Genomic DNA, 17,735 nt, shown 5'->3' with positions numbered 1-17,735 from the left:
CACCGGGGTAGAACTAGCCCCAAACGCAGATATTTACCGGATGCTCACATTCACCTACCGGGCGTTCCGCCGCCATCACGTGTCAGCAGCGATTGCGGCGCGGCCAGCCTCCAATCGGGCGACCGGAACCCGGAATGGGGAGCAGGACACGTAGTCCAGACCGATGTCGTGGAAGAAGTGAATGCTGTCGGGATCGCCGCCGTGCTCACCACACACGCCCAGCGCCAGATCGGGTCGCACCGATCGACCGGCGGCGCTGGCCATTTCCACCAGCCGCCCGACGCCGGCCCGGTCAATGGATTCGAACGGCGACACGCCAAACACCCCTCGTTCTAGATACTGCGCGAAGAAAGCGGCTTCCACATCGTCGCGGCTAAAGCCCCAGGTGGTTTGCGTCAGATCGTTGGTGCCGAAGGAGAAGAAGTGCGCCGAACCCGCAATCTGGTCGGCGGTGAGTGCTGCCCGCGGCAACTCGATCATGGTCCCGATCGGGAACTCCAAGGTGCAGCCGTGTCGCTGGGCCACATCCGCGAGCACAGCGCTGGCTTCGCTAGTCACCAGTTCCAGTTCTTGCACCGAACCCACCAGCGGGATCATGATTTCGGCGCGGGGATCACCGCCGATCCGCTGCCGGAAGCAGGCGGCCTCTGCGATAGCTCGCACCTGCAGGGCAAACAACCCCGGCAGCACCAGCCCGAGTCGAACACCCCGTAACCCCAACATCGGATTGTCCTCATGCATCCGCCGTACCGCCGCCAACATGTGCAGGTCGTTTTCCACCGGCTCCCCGAGTTGCTCAGCCAAGGCCACCCGCACTGACAGTTCGGTGTAGTCGGGCAGGAACTCGTGCAGTGGCGGATCCAGCAAGCGGATCGTGACCGGCATCCCGTCCATCGCCTCTAAAATCCGCACGAAGTCTTTGCGTTGCAGCGGCAACAACTCATCGAATGCCTCCTGCCGTTGTTCCTCGTCTTCGGCAAGGATCATCCGCTGCACGATCTGTTTCCGTTCCCCGAGGAACATGTGCTCGGTGCGGCACAATCCGATGCCGCCGGCCCCCATCCGACGGGCCCGGGCGGCATCAGCCGGAGTGTCAGCGTTGGCCCGCACCCCGAGCCCGCGAGTGGCATCGGCAATGCCCATCAACGCATCCACCGCATCCACCAACTCGCAGGTATCGGCGGTTGCGCCGTCTTTGGCTGCGTCGATTCCTTCGTCGAAATAGCGCACTACTGCCGAGGGGCGAACCGGTACTTCCCCGGCAAAGACTTCCCCGGTGGATCCGTTGAGACTGATGACCTCCCCTTCACCGACAACTCTGCCGTCGTCGAAAATCAACTGCCGTTCCGCCATATCGACTTGCAAACCGTTAGCGCCACACACCGCCGTACGACCCAGACCGCGAGCCACGACTGCGGCGTGGGAAGTCTTGCCACCGCGGCTGGTGAGGATGCCAGCCGCAGTGACCATGCCAGGCAGATCGTCGGGGTTGGTCTCCCGGCGCACCAACACCACCCGCCGTCCGTCCGCTGCCGCGGTCACCGCCGTCGCAGAATCCAACACCACCTCACCGACTGCTGCCCCCGGCGACGCCGAGATTCCTCGAGTGAGCAGATCGGCCGACGTGGTGTCCTCAAACTGCGGGTACATCAACTGCGCTAGTTGGGCGCCAGTCACTCGTTGCAGTGCCTCATCGGTGGTGATCCGCCCTTCCCGCAACAGCTGGTGGGCAATCCGAAACGCTGCTGCGGCGGTGCGCTTGCCTATCCGAGTCTGCAACATCCACAATTTGCCGGTTTCGACGGTGAACTCGATATCGCACAGGTCGCGATAGTGCTCTTCCAACCGGGCCATGATGTCAACCAGTTCTCGGTAAAGCTGCGGATCACGCTCCGCCAGCGCGGTCAGTGGCATCGCGTCCCGAATCCCCGCCACCACGTCTTCCCCTTGCGCGTTGGGTAGGTAGTCGCCGTAGTTACCGGGATTGCCGGTCGCGGGGTCGCGGGTGAACGCCACGCCGGTGCCGGAGTTGCCCGGCAGGTTGCCGAACACCATCGCCTGCACGTTCACTGCGGTACCGAGGTCATCGGGAATTCGCTCTTGTCGCCGGTACAACTGCGCGCGTTCGGTGTTCCAGGAGTCGAATACCGCCCGAATCGCCATAGCCAACTGTTCGCGGGGATCTTGCGGGAATGGCTGACCACTGTGTTCGGCGATCACCGCGAGGTACTGCTCGTACAACTGTTCCAAGTCATCCGCGGCCAACTGGATGTCGGACTCGACCCCAGCGGTTTGTTTGGCTTCATCGAGACGGGCCGCGAACTCGTGCCCAGCCACACCCAATACCGTTTCGCCGAACATGGCCAACAGTCGACGGTAGGAGTCCCAGGCGAATCGCGCATCACCGGTGAACCGCGCTAACGCGGGCAGCGTCTTGTCGGTCAGCCCAATGTTCAAAACCGTGTCCATCATTCCCGGCATGGAAAACCGTGCTCCGGACCGCACACTCAGCAGCAGTGGCGAATCCAAATCCCCCAACCGACGACCTACTGCCTGTTCGATCTTCCCGACAGCCTCATCTAGTTGTGCCGCGAGTCCCGCAGGCTCGTCGCCTTCGGACAGAAAATACCGGCAGGCCTCGGTGGTGATCGTGAAGCCGTCCGGAACCGGTAGGCCGAGTCGAGTCATTTCTGCCAGATTCGCACCCTTGCCACCCAGCAGATCGTTCCACTCGCGCCGACCCGCACCAAACGGGTAGATCCAGGTCGTCTCCGCATCGGCCATGCGGCACCTCCCGAGGGACCCGAGCGCATCGCCAACGTCGGCATCCCGACAATTCCAGTGTGGCACTTCCGCAGCTGCCTGGCAGCGAATCAAAGCGAAGTGCCCTAGCCGCTAGCCACCACTAACGGCCAGGGTCTCTTCGGGGATTGCTTGGGTATCTGCTTCCGCGATGGATCGGGAGTCCAGCCACCCGTGCGGCAACGCCACCGGCCGAGCACCGGAAGTGCGCCCGCGGGGTCCAGCAACTAGATCCGGGGCTGGTTGAGCGACATCGATCTCAGCGAGGAGAGCATCCATCTGCGCCAGGTTTTCTACGGTGCCAAAGCCCGCTCGCACATCCCGTCGAACGGTGTAGCCCTTGAAGTACCAGGCATGGTGTTTGCGGATTTCCCGCATCCCGACGTACTCGCCAAAGGCGGCCTGCAGCAGTTCTGCGTGTCGTCGATACACGGCAGCAATCTCACTCAGCGGTGGATCGGGCCGGGGCTCCCGCCCTGCGAAAGCATCAACCAGTTGACCGAATAGCCACGGTCGACCCAGGCAGCCACGACCTACGACAACACCATCGCAGCCAGTAGTACGGACCATGGTCACCGCATCGGCTGCCGACCAAATGTCACCGTTGCCCAACACCGGCACCGACAGCGGTGCCAGTTCCTCTTTGAGCCGGGTGATCGCCTCCCAGTCTGCGGTGCCGCCGTAGTACTGCGCAGCCGTCCGGCCGTGCAACGCTACCCACGCCACGCCACTTTCGGCCGCGATCCGCCCGGCCGTGAGGTAGGTGAGGTGCTCATCGTCGATGCCTTTACGCATCTTGACGGTGATGGGGATTCGACCATCGGCAGCGGCCACCGCGGCTGACACGATGTTGCGGAAGTGGTCGGTTTTCCACGGCAGCGCACTCCCGCCGCCCTTACGGGTCACCTTGGCGACCGGGCAGCCGAAGTTGAGGTCTACATGATCGGCGAGATCTTCAGCCACTACCCGGGTGACCGCTTCGCTGATGGTGGCCGGATCGACGGTGTAGAACTGCAGCGACCTCGGCGACTCGTCCGGATCAAAAGCGGTAATGCGTTCGGTCTTGATATCGCGCTCGGTGAACGCTCGCGCGGTCACCATTTCCGAGACGAACAACGCAGCGCCCTGCTCCCGGCACAACCGTCGAAACGCTCGATTCGTGATCCCTGCCATCGGTGCCAGAACCACCGGTGGCGACACCACTAAGCCCGGCACCTGCAAGGGAGCGACGAGATCGGCCATGGTGACATTGTGGGCGCTGTTCCCGATCAGGGGAAATCCACCGTTGTGACCACTTGATGAACCCGGGCAGTGGGGGCCACCACCGCACCCTACTTGCCCAGCGAGGACCGACTCAGCTACCCGCTACGTCGCTGAAGTAGCGGCATCGACGGTTGAGTTCTGCCAGCATCGACTTACGCCCGTGCGTGAACACAGTCTCGCGACTGTGGCGCAGACCAACCCGAAGGAGGCGGCCACACCATGGAGTCCAGCCTCCCCGTTGCTGCGCTAGCCGCGGGACTGGTGTTGCTGTATTCACTGGTCGCCCGATCGCTCGGGCGTTGGAATCTCACCGCCCCCATGGCGTTTGTCGCCGCTGGCTACCTACTGCACCTGTCTGCCGATTTCACCACCGCCAGTGCAGAGTGGCTGCTGCCAGTTGCAGAGTTGACGCTGGCTTTGGTCTTATTCCACGATGCGGCGGCCGTGCGACCTAGTCAGATGGAGCGCGACGGCGGCTTCGTCGGTCGACTGCTGTTGATCGGGCTACCACTGACAATCATGGCTGGTTATCTGCTGGCGGTGTTGTTATTCCCGGGTATCCCTTGGGCAGCGGCGCTATTGCTTGGTGCGATGTTGGCGCCGACCGATGCCGCCCTCGGCGCAGCCACCGTGTCCGACAAGCGCATCCCAGTACGGGTGCGGCGCATCTTGAACGTGGAAAGCGGGCTGAACGACGGTCTGGCCACCCCGGTGGTGCTCTTTGCTATTGCCGCGCTAGCCACCATCGAGGACGTCGATCCGCGCGGTTCAGCTACCGAAGCACTGATCGAGATCGGTGTCGCGGTGGTCTTGGGAGCGCTGGTCGGCTTCGTCGGCGGACAGCTGATCCGGATCAGCCAGCAGCGCAACTGGTCTACTGGTGCCAACCTGATGGTGGCCGGTCTCGCACTTCCGTTGCTGTGTTACTACGGTGCACCGCTGGTGGACGGCAACGGCTTCATCGCCACTTTCGTTGCCGGCAGTTTCTTCGGCATCGCTCTCAAGCAAGGCGTACCGGAGAAAGTGTTGGCGCTACCCGAGGGCCTGTCGCTGCCATTGGGAGACATCACCTGGCTGACCTTTGGTGTGCTGATGGTGCCGCAGTTGTTGGCGGGCATTGGATTCGCCGAAGTGCTGTACGCACTCGCGGCATTGACGGTACTGCGAATGCTGCCGGTATGGCTGTCACTGTTGGGCAGTGGCTTGCGCGTGCAAACTGCTGCGTTCATCGGCTGGTTTGGGCCTCGCGGTCTGGCCTCGGTGGTGTTTTCGCTGATTGCACTGGAGTCGCTGGAACGAAATGACACACTGCGCACCGTGCTGGGTACTGCCACATTGACCATCCTGCTGAGCGTCATCTTGCACGGCATCAGTGCCGGCCCTGGTGCCACCAAGTACAGCAGGTGGGTGAACCGTGCCGTGCCCCAAGTTGAGTTGGTTGAAACGCGAGAGCCAGTCTTGCGCGGCCGAATGAAACACCACCGCCACACCACGCACAGCGAGGAAAGCCCGACCGGGTCGGATTCGACACCGCCTCAGTCCGATACGTAGGCGGTACCCAAGATCGCCGGTGATGCAATGGCCAACCCCGCCAGTCGAAAGTCCCGGACAGGTGTGGTGTCGAACCCTGCCATGGTCAAATCACTGCGAGTATCGCGATCTACCTGACAGCCGCCGGCGAAATGCGGCCAGATCGGCGCGATTAACCGCTGGCCCCGCCGAGTCCAGGTTCCCTCTGGTGCCACGACATGTTCCATCACGCCCACAGGTGCCCCCGGACGCAGCACTCGCCGCAGTTCGGCCAACACCGCGGCTGGCGAGGTTACGCTGCACATCACCAACGCCAACAGCGCAGAGTCCACACTGTCGTCAGCCAGTGGCAAATCACCACCTTCCGCCGCGATTAACTCAACCGCCAACCCGGACTGCACCGCGGCGGCTACTCGCCGACGAGCCGCAGAGCGCATCGACGCCGACGGCTCGACTCCCACTACTTCGGTCACGGGGTCGGGTAGATAGGCCAAGTCGTGGCCGAGGCCGAGACCGAGAATCAACAGCCGACCGCGGCTGTGTTGCAGCGCCTCGGCCCGAACTTCGCCCAAACCGGAGCGCTCCCCCAGACCGGCTACCGCACGATAGGTCCGGGTGAACCAGGGATAGTCACACGCCATGACTCGAGCCTAGGCGCGACCGGGACACAACGCCGACCAACGGTGGCAAAACTCGTGCCGATCGCCGCACAACGGCGGCGAGGCAGGACTCCGGCGTAATTAGGCCGGGATGTGCTGGGCCAGCCAGCCGACAACGCTGTCCAACCCGATGCGCTCCTGCTCCATCGAATCCCGATGCCGCACGGTGACCGCATCGTCGTCGAGGGTGTCGAAGTCAACTGTGACGCAAAATGGGGTACCGATCTCGTCCTGGCGGCGGTAGCGGCGACCGATAGCACCGGCATCGTCGAAGTCGACATTCCAGCGCTTGCGCAACTCGTCGGCCAAACCGCGCGCCTTCGGCGACAGGTCAGCATTGCGAGACAGCGGCAACACCGCAACCTTCACCGGGGCTAGTCGGGGATCGAACCGCAGCACGGTGCGCTTGTCCACCCCACCCTTGGTGTTCGGAGCCTCATCTTCGGCATAGCTATCCAGCAGGAACGCTAGGACTGCTCGGGTCAACCCGGCCGCAGGTTCAATGACGTAGGGCACCCAACGTTCATTGGTGCTCTGGTCGAAGTACGACAGGTCGTTACCGGAGTGCTCGGAATGAGTCTTCAGGTCGAAATCGGTTCGGTTAGCGACACCTTCTAGTTCCGCCCAAGTGCTGCCGGCGAACTCGAACCGATATTCAATGTCAACGGTGCGCTTGGAGTAGTGCGACAACTTCTCCTGCGGGTGTTCATACAGCCGCAGGTTCTCCGGATTGATCCCCAGTTCGACGTACCAGTCCATCCGATCTTTGATCCAGTATTCGTGCCACTCCTCGTCCGTGCCGGGCTGCACGAAGAACTCCATCTCCATCTGCTCGAACTCGCGCGTTCGGAAAATGAAGTTACCTGGGGTGATTTCGTTGCGGAAGGATTTGCCGGTTTGGGCGATTCCGAACGGGGGCTTCATCCGAGCCGAGGTGGCCACATTGCCGTAGTTGACGAAGATGCCTTGGGCGGTCTCGGGGCGCAGGAAGTGGATGGAGCCTTCCTCCTCCACCGGACCGATGGAGGTTTTCAGCAGACCGTTGAAGTCACGCGGTTCGGTGAAGTCCCCCCGATTGCCGCAGTTGGGGCAGGGGATCTCCGCCAATCCCTCAGGTTCGCGACCCTTCTTTTCGGTGAACTCCTCCACCAACGTGTCGGAGCGGAAGCGTTTGTGACAGCTGCGACATTCCGTCAAAGGATCGACAAAGGCATCCACGTGACCAGACGCCGCCCATACCTGCGGAGCCAAGATGATCGAGGAATCCAGCCCGACCACGTCGCCGCGATTGCGCACTATGTGCTGCCACCACTGCCGGCGGATGTTCTCCTTCAGCTCCACGCCCAGTGGCCCGTAGTCCCAGGCCGATCGGGTACCGCCATAGATTTCCGAGGAGGGATAGACGAACCCCCTCCGCTTGGCGAGGTTGACTACAGCATCGACTCGTTGTGCCACGTGAACTCCACTCCGGCTGGTTGTCGGCGGCGCCACGGGCTAGGCCGGGCGTGTATCCAGCGTACTGGCCCGCCAGCAGCCAGTCCCCGTCGCGGGGCTGGTTACCCCGCTGGTGGGGAGGTTGCTGAGCCAGGTCCGGCGGAATCTGCGTCCCCGGCTCGGTCCGAACGACCTTCCCTCCGCTGACCCTGTTCAAAACGCAGCAGGGTTTCGAACACGCCGCCAGCGTCGATCGCGTGGGCCTGCAGCGGGCCGAGCGCCATTTTGGCGGCGTAACTTCCCAGACCATGGCGTAACCGGCCGGCACCTTCCCACTCGGTCAACAGTTGCCAACGCTCGGCGTCATCCGGAGATCTTCCCATCACCGCCCGTTCACAACCCGATTCCTGCGCCAGCACGGTGGCGGCCTCGACTAGCAGCGGCTCGATCTCCGGGCCACCGCGATACTCCATGACGACGATCACAATCCGATACTGCCGCACTCGTCGCCTACCCCACTCGTGGGGCCACAGTTTGGAGTCTGGGCGGTTTAGCCGCACCATAGGAGTCAGGTAGCCCGAGCACCAGCCTCGGGCGGACCGCCCAACACCGGGTCGGTTCTATCCAACGCAGCAGTTCGAGGAAGTCGTGTCCAACAGATCCCGCCGCAACCAGCCGCAACGATCCGGTAATCCGCAGCGCTCGCAGCGCAGCAAGAAGCAACAATCTGCCGCACCGCCGCCCACTGGTTTCCGGCCCGCATTGGAGCGGTTTAGTGCCCCGTTGGTACTGAAGTTGCACGCGATGCCGCGGTGGTTGGTGCCGATTCTGCTGGCGGTGTTCCTGTTTGTTGGCCTGATTACCTCTGGCCCGTGGATGTGGCTGGGCGCATTGCTGCTAGGCATCGTCACGCTGTTTGTCGCTTGGCTGTCCGCGCTGGCCTGGCCAGTGCTCACCCCTGGCTCCCGACTAGCCCGAGTGATCATCACCCTGGCGCTGGCCGGGGTCACAGTACTCAAGGCTATGGGCCGGATGTAGTCCGCAACCTCGTCATCAACTCCTGGCTGTACGCCGACACCGAATCCGATCAGCATTTGGAATCGCTGCCCGTCAACTGTCGTTAGCACTCTCATAGGCCGAGTGCTAAATCGGTCGCTCGTTACGACCCGAGGAGTTGACATGACTATTCGCCGATGGGACCCGTTCGCGGTCCTCGCCCGCGTCGATGACTTGAACGAATTCGACAACATTGTGCGCCGTACCTGGACTACCCCAGCCCGCAATCACAGTTGGGTTCCACCTATGGATCTGGTCGCCGACGGCCAAGACGTGGTGATTTCCCTGGAACTGCCCGGCTTGCGCGCCAATGACATTGACATCGAGGTGCACGAGGGTCGCCTGACCGTCAGCGGGGAGCGCACCGATCGCACCAGCCACCTCAGCGAGGACTGCAAGACTTTGGTGAAGGAGCTGCGCCACGGTTCTTTCCGGCGCGACTTTTCGCTGCCTGACGGACTGGAAGCCGACGCAGTTTCAGCTGACTACACCGATGGCATCCTGCAACTGCGAGTCAGCGGAGTCAGCAAGCCCCCCGCCAAACCGCAGAAAATTACCGTCTCGAACGCCACCACCGCGGTGGCCGAGGCCAAGCCGGAGGATGAGGTCGACAACTAGAACCTTCGGCTAACCGGACGGCGGGCGACTCCTCACTACCCCCGAAGAGGAGTCGCCCGCCTTTTCGTCCAATTTTGATAATGATTCCCATTTATGTATATTTGTGGCCACGCAGGCAAGCGAGAACTTGCACACCTATACGGAGGAACAATGGTTCGGCTACACGCCACTTTTGCAGCGGGAGGCGCGGCGCTGTGCCTGGCACTCGCGGGTTGCAGCACCGAAGAAACCGCCAGCCAATCGGCATCCACTGACGGACCCACCATCGTCACCGCAATGTATCCGATGCAGTACATCGCTGACAGTGTTGGTGGCGATCGGGTCAACTCCGTCTCGCTGGCCGAGCCGGGTGTCGATTCACACGACCTCGAACTGACACCTCAGCAGATCACGGATGTCACTGACGCGGATGTCGTGGTGTACATTTCCGGTTTCTCCCCCGCATTGGACAGTGCGGTCTCGGAGTACGCCGGCGATCGCGCCATTGACGTCATGGCTCTCGTCCCCACGCTGTCCGGTGGCGGTGGCCACGACCACGACGAAGAAGGCCACAGCGACGAAGAAGGCCACAGCGACGAAGAAGGCCACAGCGACGAAGAAGGCCACAGCGACGAAGAAGGCCACAGCGACGAAGAAGGCCACAGCGACGAAGAAGGCCAAAACGACAAGACCGCTAGCGTGGACCCTCACGTCTGGCTGAGCCCCGTCAACATGGTGACCATCAGCGAAGCCGTAGCGAATCGGCTGATTGAGGTTGACCCCGACTCCGCCGATCAATACCGCGCCGATAACAACACATTGACAACCGAACTTGAAGAACTAGACACCAAGTGGCGCAAGGGCACCAAGAACTGCGAGAGCCGGGACCTGGTGGTCAGTCACCAGGCGTTCGGCTACCTCGCCGACCGCTACGGTTTTGGGCAGTTCGGTATTAGCGGTTTGTCCCCCGAGGAGGAGCCCAGCCCCACAGCTATCGCTGCCGCCGCTGATTTCGTCAACGACAACGACGTCAAAACTATCTACTACGAGTCGCAGATTGACCCGGGCGTGGCGCAAACCGTCGCCGACGAAACCGGCGCGCAGACTGGAGTACTCGATCCACTGGAACTAGCACCGCAGCAGGGCGACTACATTACGGTGATGCGGTCTAACCTCGCCGCAGTGCAGGAAGGACAACCTTGCCAGTAGCGGCGGAGAACAGCACCCGGGACCCCTTCCTTGTCTCTGCGACAACCGTAGAACTGGGAGGGGACCCGGTTCTCGCCGATGTGGAACTTCGCGTTCCACCAGGGCAATGCCTGGCACTACTGGGAGCCAACGGATCCGGCAAGAGCACCCTGCTTCGGGTCATGTTGGGTCTGCAACCAGTCACGACCGGATCGGTACGCATCTTCGGCACGGCCGCAGCAAAGTACCGCGACTGGCAGCGAATCAGCTATGTTCCGCAGCATCTGCTGGCGTCTTCTGCTGTGCCAGTATCAGTTACTGAAGTCGTATCGGCCGGCCTTGCCGGTCAACGACTTCGGTTGAGTCGGGCCGATCGTGACGCCATAGCAAACACCTTGGCGGTCGTGGGCCTGCGGGACCGTCGCAAAGATTCCTTCCATGACCTATCCGGCGGCCAACAGCGACGCGCGATGATTGCCGCGGCCCTAGTCAAGGACGCCGAGGTCCTACTCCTAGACGAGCCCACGGCCGGCCTGGATAAGGAAAACATCTCCCGGCTCGCATCAATCTTGGCCGACTACAAGAAACGCAACCGGACGATAGTGGTTGTCACCCACGAACTCGGCGCCTTGGAGTCCTTAGTGGATCGGTGCATCGTCTTAGAGCACAGTGACGGGCCCAGCATTCGCTACGACGGGCCAGCGCCGGCGCCCGGAACATTCCATGACCCGCACGGACACCACGACGAACCAGGACCCGACAGCGATGAACTTTGGGGGCTTCCCCGATGAGCCCCCTTGACTACGACTTCATGCAGCGGGCGCTACTGGCGGCGATCATCGTGGGGGCACTCGCGCCCATGATTGGCGTCTTCCTAGTGCAACGTCGCCTCGCGCTGCTGGGCGACGGCATGGGTCACGTGGCTCTCACTGGTGTGGGTCTGGCCTTCTTGCTGGGCACCCAGCCCATCGCGACCGCTTTGATCGTCGCTATCGCTGGCGCTGCCTTCGTCGAGATAATTCGCGCAAAAAGTCGAGCGGTCGGCGACGTAGCCTTGGCGCTGGTGTTCTATGGCGGTATCGCTGGCGGCGTGCTGCTGGCCTCCCTCGCCTCCGGAAGCAGCAGCACCGCACTGAATCAGTACCTCTTTGGATCACTCGCTACGGTCACAGCGGGAGATGTTGTCGCCCTGGTCACGGTGGCAGTCGTGGTCGGGGTGTTGCTGGTTCTGCTTGGTCGGAAAATGTTCGCAGTATCGCTGGATCCGGACCTCGCCCAAGTACAGGGGATTCGGGTGCAGTGGATCAGTTTGTTGATTAGCGTTTTGGCCTCGGTGGTTGTGGTCATTGGGATGCGGACTGTGGGTCTGCTGCTCGTGGCCGCCATCATGGTGGTTCCGGTAGCAGCGGCTCAACAGGTGTCCCGATCATTCGCCAGCACAGCTGCGGTGGCGGTGGCGGTAGGCTTGGTATCAGCGATCGTCGGATTGCTGCAGGCCTTCTATCTCAATGTGCCCTCCGGACCGACTATCGTGATTACTGCGTTGGCCGCATATGTGTTGGCGGCAATCGGATCCCGAGTTATCGGAGCTCGCACATGACCACGAAAACCCCCCGGACGACCAAGCAGCGCACCGCAGTCCTGGAACTGCTGAATGAGGTCAACGAGTTCCGCACCGCGCAAACACTGCATCAACTCTTGGCGGAACGCGGCGACACCATCGGGTTAGCCACCGTCTATCGCACCTTGTCTCGAATGGCAGCAGCCGAAGAAGTGGATACGCTGCTGAACAGTGACGGCGAAACTCTTTATCGTCGTTGCAGCGACGGGCACCATCATCATCTGGTATGCGTGAACTGTGGCAAGGCAGAGGAGATTTCCGCTCGAGCAGTCGAGATCTGGGCACAGGAAACCGCAGCAGAACACGGATTCACCGACATCCACCACACCGTGGAACTTGCCGGCCGCTGCCGAGACTGCTCAGCATCCCGCTAGTAGGGGGTATCGGTGAGCGCCCCGTCGGACCCCATCAGTGCTGCCGAACGACCACCAGCCCCCGGCGGCCCCAGGATTGGTTTGTGGGCACCGATCATGCTGGGCATCATCGCCGGCTTCGTCGACGCGATTGCGTTCGTGCACCTGTTCGGTGTGTTTCCGGCCAATCAAAGCGGCAACGCCATCCTGGTCGGAATTTCCATCGGCGAACTAGACAGCGGCAAGATCCTGCCACCGATTACCTCGATTCTCGGCTTCGCCTTAGGCGTGTTCTTCGCAGTTCGACTTGCCTACCGACTGCCGGCGCGTTGGCAGACGGAACTACTCCTCGTCCTGCAAGTCTTTTTGCTCGCGCTCACCGCGGCACGACTGCAGTTCCTGCCGCTCAGTGAACTTCCACTAACTGGCACCGAGGGATTCTTTGCCTTGCTCTTCGTGTCTGGCGCTATGGGCGTGCAGACCTACGCCGTACATTCCACCTCGGGCATCCCAGTAACGACTACCTACCAGTCCGGCGCAGTCGACCAAATCGCCCGCCGCGCAGCTATTCGATCTGCCGGTCACGTCTGGCAGCATCCGACCCGACTTGTCGTCCTATTCTCGGTCTTCATCTCCTACATCGTGGGCGCGGCATTGGGTGCAGTGCTTGGTGATGCGGGACCCCGGTTGCTCTGGCTGTCGTGCATTGGCACTGGAGTGATCTTGCTGATCCGATTACTGGAGCGACGCCGACGCGGCAAATCGAGCGCAACTACATCGGGGACCTAGTTGCCTTCCGCTGCCAGTTGCTCAGCGACCAGCGTCGGCCAGAACACTTCCGTTGCGCCGCGCCGCTCCCCCGACCACGGCGCCCGCACCACATGCAGTCGGGCGGCTAGCGCGAACGCCGCCTCCTCGTAGGTGGCCCGAATCTCCTTGAAGGATTCCCACGAATCGTCACCACCGGCACCAGCGCGAATCGGTACACCCGCTAGCCGCATCAGCGCCACGGCCCGATCGAAATCTTCCCGAGGCAACTGACAGCGACCTTTCCGAATGGGACCGTCGGTGCGGTTCTCCCGTTCGGATCGTGTCCGATCGATACGCACCGCGCGGAAAAGCGCTAGTTGGCCAGCAGTTAGTTCCTTTGCCGGAAGTTGTGCTTCGGGGAGTGGATCACGTGTGAATCCCTTCCCGCGCAGTGCCATGTTGCGAAAGAGCGCCGCGAACGTTTCCGACCCTTCAACCACTAGCGCAACATCGCCATCTTCCGCCTCGTCGAACAACACCAGCCGTAGCGCAGCAGCGTCCATAATCGCCAGCATGGTGATCACCCAACTGCGCAGTGGTGTGTAGGAGCGAAAGAAGTTGAGTACCGGATAGATGGTTTGCGAGTTGCGCACATCGCTCACCCATTGCACGAGTTCCTTGGTGGAATGCAGCGGCGCTTCCCCGGCAAGGTACCGCCGGCAAATAATCTCCGGACCCCAGGCTGGTTGACCTGAGCGCATGGACGTGCGCACCACCACCGATTCGCGCTGGGTGTAGGCGGAATACAGCATGAACAAGTAGCCGATCAAGATGGCGATAATCGCCACCCCCATGAACGCGGCGAAAAAGTTGAGGATCACCTGGCCCGGATTATCGCGCTCAATCAGCCCCAGCGTGAATAGCGTCGATCCGGCCTGGAGTAGCGAATCGGTGAGGTCCATCCCGCTCACGCCATAGATCATCAGACCAAAGCCGAGCAGAAACATCAGCATCAACACAACCAGTTCGAGTAGCACTGAAACTGGACCCACCCCCGACAGCACGGCATCCTGTCGGGCGAAGCTCTTTTGTCGGGCAATGAACAGCCACGCGATCCGTTCGATCACGGCCCGTGACCCCCGAGCGGCAAGTGTGATCCGCGGCAGCGGCATCAACATACTGCGCACCATGCTGAGCAATCCGGCAATGATGACGACCAAACCCAGCATCGTCATGAGGATGCCCACTGGGGTCAGGTATGACTCCATGTCACCTCCGGTGATCATTTACCGCGAGGCTAGCGTGACCCGCTGCCGTTCGGAGTGGTTCTCGCGGGTTAGCTTTCCCCTAGGCTGCTGCCATGCTCTGCAAGTTGCTGTGTGGCCCAGCGGGTAAGGAGCACCCGCATGAACGATGAGCCGTTGGGGCTGGTCGATTGTGAAGCCCTAGGCAACGGGTGGTTGGCACAGCCGGCCGGGGCGGTCAGCAGTTTGGCCTTCCTCTTGGCGGCTGTCTGTGCCGGTCTGGCGCTACGTCGTGCTCCCGGTAAGACCACGGGAACCGCCTGGTTAGCAGTCGGGCTGTTAGCAGTGATCGGTATTGGTTCGTTCGATTACCACGGTTGGCAGTCAGCGGCCGCGATGTGGCTGCATGACGCTCCGATTGCACTACTCCTCGCGCTACTCGCGCTCACCTTGGGCGAACGACTGTGGCGTCGCTCCTACTTCTTCTTGGCGGCTACTCGGGTGCGAGTAGTCGCACTGCTAGTGCTGTTGCTGATTGGCGGCGTCGCCTATCTACTCGGCCGCACCGGATCCGCCGGATGCGACCCCAACTCTTGGTGGCAGTGGCACGCTCTGTGGCACACCATCATCGCCGCAGTCCTCGGCCTAGTGATCGTGATGATCTGGGGCGGCCCGGTACCCCCAGAGTCGGAAGCTTCGCCGAAATCACGCAGGTAGCGACTAGTTAGTCCACTGGTACCGGTTCGGCGTGCCAGATTCGATCCAGGTAGTCACGAATCGAACGATCCGAAGAGAAGAAGCCGGTACGAGCGATATTGAGGATCGCCGCTCGGCTCCACCAATCTGTGTCGCGATACCGCTCCTCAACAATCGCCTGTTCGGCGATGTAGGAGTCAAAATCCGCCAAGACCATGAACCTGTCCTCGTTGACCAGGTTGTCGACGATGCCGGCGAATACCGATCCATCACCATCCGAATAGGCACCACTGGCAATCGCATCCAGCGCACGCTTCAGATGGGGGCTGCCCTGATAAAACTTGGCGGGTTCGTAGCCCATCGCATCTAGGTCCGCTGCCTCTTCCTCGGTCATACCGAACAGGAAGAACAAGTCCGGTCCGACCAGATCGCGAATCTCCACGTTGGCGCCATCGAGGGTGCCGATAGTCAGCGCCCCGTTGAGCGAGAACTTCATATTGCCGGTACCGGACGCTTCCATTCCCGCGAGGGAGATTTGTTCCGATAGATCGGCAGCCGGGATCACGGTTTCCGCGATAGTCACGTTGTAGTTTGCCGGGAAAGCCACGGACAGTTTGCCGCGGGAAACCGGATCGTTGTTCACTACCTCACCGACGTGGTTGATCAGCCCAATGATTTCCTTGGCCATCTTGTAGCCGGGGGCGGCCTTGGCGCCGAATATGCAGGTGCGCGGCACGATGTCTTCGCCGTCCTGCAGCCGTTGATGCAACGTGACGATGTGCAGCACTTTCAGCATCTGCCGTTTGTATTCGTGCAACCTTTTCACCATCACATCGAACATGGTGTCTGGGTTGACGGTAATGCCATGACCCGCGAGCAGTCGGGTAGCTCGGTCCTTGTTGTTGCGCTTCACTTCCGTGATGGCTCGGCGAAAGTCCGGGTTATCAACGTAGGCTTCCAGTTCTTTGAGCTGGTCTAGGTCCTTCAGCCAGCCATCGCCGATTCTGCTGGTGATGAGCGCAGACAGGCCGGGATTGGCCAGCCGCATGAACCGGCGCGGCGTGACGCCATTGGTGACATTGGTGAATTTCTCCGGATATAACTCCGCGAACTCGTTCAGCACTTTGGTGCGCAACAGCATTGATTGCAGCTCCGCGACACCGTTAACTTTCTGGCCGGCAACAGTGGCGAGGTACGCCATCCGCACCGCCCGGTAGGGGTGCTCCTGGATGACCGACATCCGCCGGATCCGCAGTTCGTCGCCAGGGAACTTTTCTCGAAGTTCATCGAGGAACCAGGCGTTGATCCAGTAGATGATCTCCATGTGCCGGGGCAGCATCCGTTCCAACAACTCCACCGGCCAGACTTCCAGCGCTTCCGGCAGCAGTGTGTGACAGGTGTAGGCGAAGCAGTTTTGGGTGATTTCCCAGGCAGTCGCGGTGTCGTAACCCTGTTCGTCAATCAGGATGCGCATGAGTTCCGGTACCGCGATCACCGGATGGGTGTCGTTGAGCTGGAAAACTACTCGTTGCGGCAGGTCCGCGAAGTCAAAGTTCTCCGGGAGCACTTGATCGATGAAGTCACGCAGCGAGCAGGCGACAAAGAAGTACTGCTGCTTCAGCCGGAGCTCTTTTCCTTGCGGGGTGGAATCCTCCGGGTACAACACGCTGCTGATGGTGCTGGCTGCGGTGGCGTCCCGGACAGCGGCTTCGAAGTCGCCAGCATTGAAGACATCCAGCCGGAAGGTTTCGGTGGCGCGAGCGGCCCACAGCCGCAGCGTGTTCACCGTGCCGCTGCGGTAGCCGGGAACCATGTAGTTATACGGGATCCCCAGTACCTGCTCTGCCGGATTCCAGCGCACCCGAGCGTTGCCGTCCTCGTCGGTGTACTCCTCAGTTTCACCGCCGAAGCCGACCTCAACCGACATTTCCGGATGCCGGAACTCCCACGGGTTACCTAACACCAGCCACGGGTCCGGCTGTTCTCGCTGCCAGCCGTCCTCAAACTCCTGCCGGAAGATGCCATGTTCGTAGCGAATGCCATAACCCACTGCTGGAATCTGCAACGTGGCTAGCGAGTCAATGAAGCAGGCCGCTAGCCTGCCCAACCCGCCATTGCCTAGGCCAGGCTCAACTTCCATTTGGCGCAGTTCATCCAGATCCAGACCCAACGACTTCAGTCCTGCGTCGGCGACGTCCTGCAGGTCCACCGCCAGCAGGTCGTTGTCCAACTGCCGACCCAGCAGATACTCCGCTGATAAGTAGGCGACAGCTTTCTTGCCGGCGGACATCTGCCGTCCCAAGGTGTTCAGCCAATTGGACATCAATGCCCGCCGAACGGTGTGGGCCAACGCAAAATACTTGTCGTTGTCGGTAGCGCGATCAAGGGTGGCACCTTGCCCGTAATGCAACTCCTCCATGAAGGCGGTGGCGAACCCTTCTGGGCTAGAAATGTCTTCGCCAACGCTGGTGGATGAAACACTCATGCTGCAACTCCCGCGGTGCATTAACTGACGGTCTAGGGACTCTTGCAGACTCCCAGA

General features: G+C 61.4%; 16 protein-coding genes. 9 read left to right on the top strand and 7 right to left on the bottom strand.

Annotated elements, in window-relative coordinates:
• Positions 1-75: 75 nt before the first annotated feature.
• Both ppdK and dusB read right to left on the bottom strand, forming a co-directional pair.
• On the bottom strand, positions 76-2,784 hold the full coding sequence (gene ppdK / locus K0U62_10230; GenBank protein MCH9801889.1) for a pyruvate, phosphate dikinase: 2,709 nt from the start codon (positions 2,782-2,784) through the stop codon (positions 76-78).
• Between the two features lie 111 nt (positions 2,785-2,895).
• Positions 2,896-4,044, bottom strand: coding sequence for a tRNA dihydrouridine synthase DusB (gene dusB, locus K0U62_10225; GenBank protein MCH9801888.1), 1,149 nt, complete (start codon positions 4,042-4,044; stop codon positions 2,896-2,898).
• Positions 4,045-4,284: 240 nt separating this feature from the next.
• On the opposite strand from dusB, the gene K0U62_10220 reads away from it, so the two are divergent.
• Positions 4,285-5,616, top strand: coding sequence for a cation:proton antiporter (locus K0U62_10220; protein ID MCH9801887.1), 1,332 nt, complete (start codon positions 4,285-4,287; stop codon positions 5,614-5,616).
• Here the strand turns inward: K0U62_10220 and K0U62_10215 are convergent.
• The 3 genes from K0U62_10215 to K0U62_10205 form a co-directional block, all read right to left on the bottom strand.
• On the bottom strand, positions 5,601-6,236 hold the full coding sequence (locus K0U62_10215) for a class I SAM-dependent methyltransferase (GenBank protein ID MCH9801886.1): 636 nt from the start codon (positions 6,234-6,236) through the stop codon (positions 5,601-5,603). The two genes, K0U62_10220 and K0U62_10215, sit on opposite strands and share 16 nt — an antisense overlap.
• A 99-nt stretch (positions 6,237-6,335) precedes the next feature.
• A complete protein-coding gene (locus tag K0U62_10210) occupies positions 6,336-7,709 on the bottom strand; it encodes a glycine--tRNA ligase (GenBank protein MCH9801885.1) in 1,374 nt (457 codons plus the stop codon).
• A 101-nt stretch (positions 7,710-7,810) separates the two neighbouring features.
• On the bottom strand, positions 7,811-8,251 hold the full coding sequence (locus tag K0U62_10205) for an antibiotic biosynthesis monooxygenase (protein MCH9801884.1): 441 nt from the start codon (positions 8,249-8,251) through the stop codon (positions 7,811-7,813).
• Positions 8,252-8,336: 85 nt separating this feature from the next.
• Here K0U62_10205 and K0U62_10200 point away from each other — a divergent pair, with 85 nt between their 5' ends.
• The 7 genes from K0U62_10200 to K0U62_10170 all read left to right on the top strand — a co-directional run bounded on the left by K0U62_10200 (position 8,337) and on the right by K0U62_10170 (position 13,292).
• On the top strand, positions 8,337-8,726 hold the full coding sequence (locus K0U62_10200) for a hypothetical protein (protein MCH9801883.1): 390 nt from the start codon (positions 8,337-8,339) through the stop codon (positions 8,724-8,726).
• A 141-nt stretch (positions 8,727-8,867) separates the two neighbouring features.
• Positions 8,868-9,362, top strand: a complete 495-nt coding sequence (locus K0U62_10195; protein MCH9801882.1) for an Hsp20/alpha crystallin family protein — start codon at positions 8,868-8,870, stop codon at positions 9,360-9,362.
• 150 nt (positions 9,363-9,512) lie between these two features.
• A complete protein-coding gene (locus tag K0U62_10190) occupies positions 9,513-10,550 on the top strand; it encodes a metal ABC transporter substrate-binding protein (GenBank protein ID MCH9801881.1) in 1,038 nt (345 codons plus the stop codon).
• A complete protein-coding gene (locus K0U62_10185) occupies positions 10,541-11,320 on the top strand; it encodes an ATP-binding cassette domain-containing protein (protein ID MCH9801880.1) in 780 nt (259 codons plus the stop codon). The genes K0U62_10190 and K0U62_10185 overlap by 10 nt, the downstream gene beginning before the upstream one ends.
• The gene (locus K0U62_10180) at positions 11,317-12,129 is read left to right on the top strand and encodes a metal ABC transporter permease (protein ID MCH9801879.1); all 813 of its coding nucleotides are present in this window, start codon (positions 11,317-11,319) and stop codon (positions 12,127-12,129) included. Before K0U62_10185 ends, K0U62_10180 begins: the two co-directional genes overlap by 4 nt.
• Complete coding sequence (locus K0U62_10175; GenBank protein MCH9801878.1) at positions 12,126-12,524, top strand: transcriptional repressor; 399 nt, start codon at positions 12,126-12,128, stop codon at positions 12,522-12,524. Before K0U62_10180 ends, K0U62_10175 begins: the two co-directional genes overlap by 4 nt.
• A 12-nt stretch (positions 12,525-12,536) precedes the next feature.
• Entirely contained in the window at positions 12,537-13,292 is a 756-nt protein-coding gene (locus K0U62_10170; protein ID MCH9801877.1) for a DUF1275 domain-containing protein, read from the top strand.
• On the opposite strand, the gene K0U62_10165 is transcribed toward K0U62_10170, so the two are convergent.
• Complete coding sequence (locus K0U62_10165) at positions 13,289-14,521, bottom strand: hypothetical protein (protein ID MCH9801876.1); 1,233 nt, start codon at positions 14,519-14,521, stop codon at positions 13,289-13,291. The genes K0U62_10170 and K0U62_10165 overlap by 4 nt on opposite strands.
• Before the next feature lie 138 nt (positions 14,522-14,659).
• Here K0U62_10165 and K0U62_10160 point away from each other — a divergent pair, with 138 nt between their 5' ends.
• Positions 14,660-15,214, top strand: a complete 555-nt coding sequence (locus K0U62_10160; protein MCH9801875.1) for a hypothetical protein — start codon at positions 14,660-14,662, stop codon at positions 15,212-15,214.
• 7 nt (positions 15,215-15,221) lie between these two features.
• Here K0U62_10160 and K0U62_10155 read toward each other — a convergent pair whose 3' ends face one another.
• Positions 15,222-17,678, bottom strand: a complete 2,457-nt coding sequence (locus K0U62_10155; GenBank protein MCH9801874.1) for a glycogen/starch/alpha-glucan phosphorylase — start codon at positions 17,676-17,678, stop codon at positions 15,222-15,224.
• Between the last annotated feature and the right edge of the window lie 57 nt (positions 17,679-17,735).

This window comes from Actinomycetes bacterium, from assembly GCA_022599915.1.
Taxonomy (GTDB): Bacteria; Actinomycetota; Actinomycetes; order S36-B12.
This window is presented reverse-complemented; position numbering and strand designations above follow the sequence as displayed.

Coding starts and splice junctions, on each gene's coding strand:
- dusB (MCH9801888.1), bottom strand. CDS start 4,044: ATGGCCGATCTCGTCGCTCCCTTGCAGGTGCCGGGCTTAGTGGTGTCG.
- K0U62_10180 (MCH9801879.1), top strand. CDS start 11,317: ATGAGCCCCCTTGACTACGACTTCATGCAGCGGGCGCTACTGGCGGCG.
- ppdK (MCH9801889.1), bottom strand. CDS start 2,784: ATGGCCGATGCGGAGACGACCTGGATCTACCCGTTTGGTGCGGGTCGG.
- K0U62_10220 (MCH9801887.1), top strand. CDS start 4,285: ATGGAGTCCAGCCTCCCCGTTGCTGCGCTAGCCGCGGGACTGGTGTTG.
- K0U62_10160 (MCH9801875.1), top strand. CDS start 14,660: ATGAACGATGAGCCGTTGGGGCTGGTCGATTGTGAAGCCCTAGGCAAC.
- K0U62_10195 (MCH9801882.1), top strand. CDS start 8,868: ATGACTATTCGCCGATGGGACCCGTTCGCGGTCCTCGCCCGCGTCGAT.
- K0U62_10175 (MCH9801878.1), top strand. CDS start 12,126: ATGACCACGAAAACCCCCCGGACGACCAAGCAGCGCACCGCAGTCCTG.
- K0U62_10165 (MCH9801876.1), bottom strand. CDS start 14,521: ATGGAGTCATACCTGACCCCAGTGGGCATCCTCATGACGATGCTGGGT.
- K0U62_10215 (MCH9801886.1), bottom strand. CDS start 6,236: ATGGCGTGTGACTATCCCTGGTTCACCCGGACCTATCGTGCGGTAGCC.
- K0U62_10190 (MCH9801881.1), top strand. CDS start 9,513: ATGGTTCGGCTACACGCCACTTTTGCAGCGGGAGGCGCGGCGCTGTGC.
- K0U62_10155 (MCH9801874.1), bottom strand. CDS start 17,678: ATGAGTGTTTCATCCACCAGCGTTGGCGAAGACATTTCTAGCCCAGAA.
- K0U62_10205 (MCH9801884.1), bottom strand. CDS start 8,251: ATGGTGCGGCTAAACCGCCCAGACTCCAAACTGTGGCCCCACGAGTGG.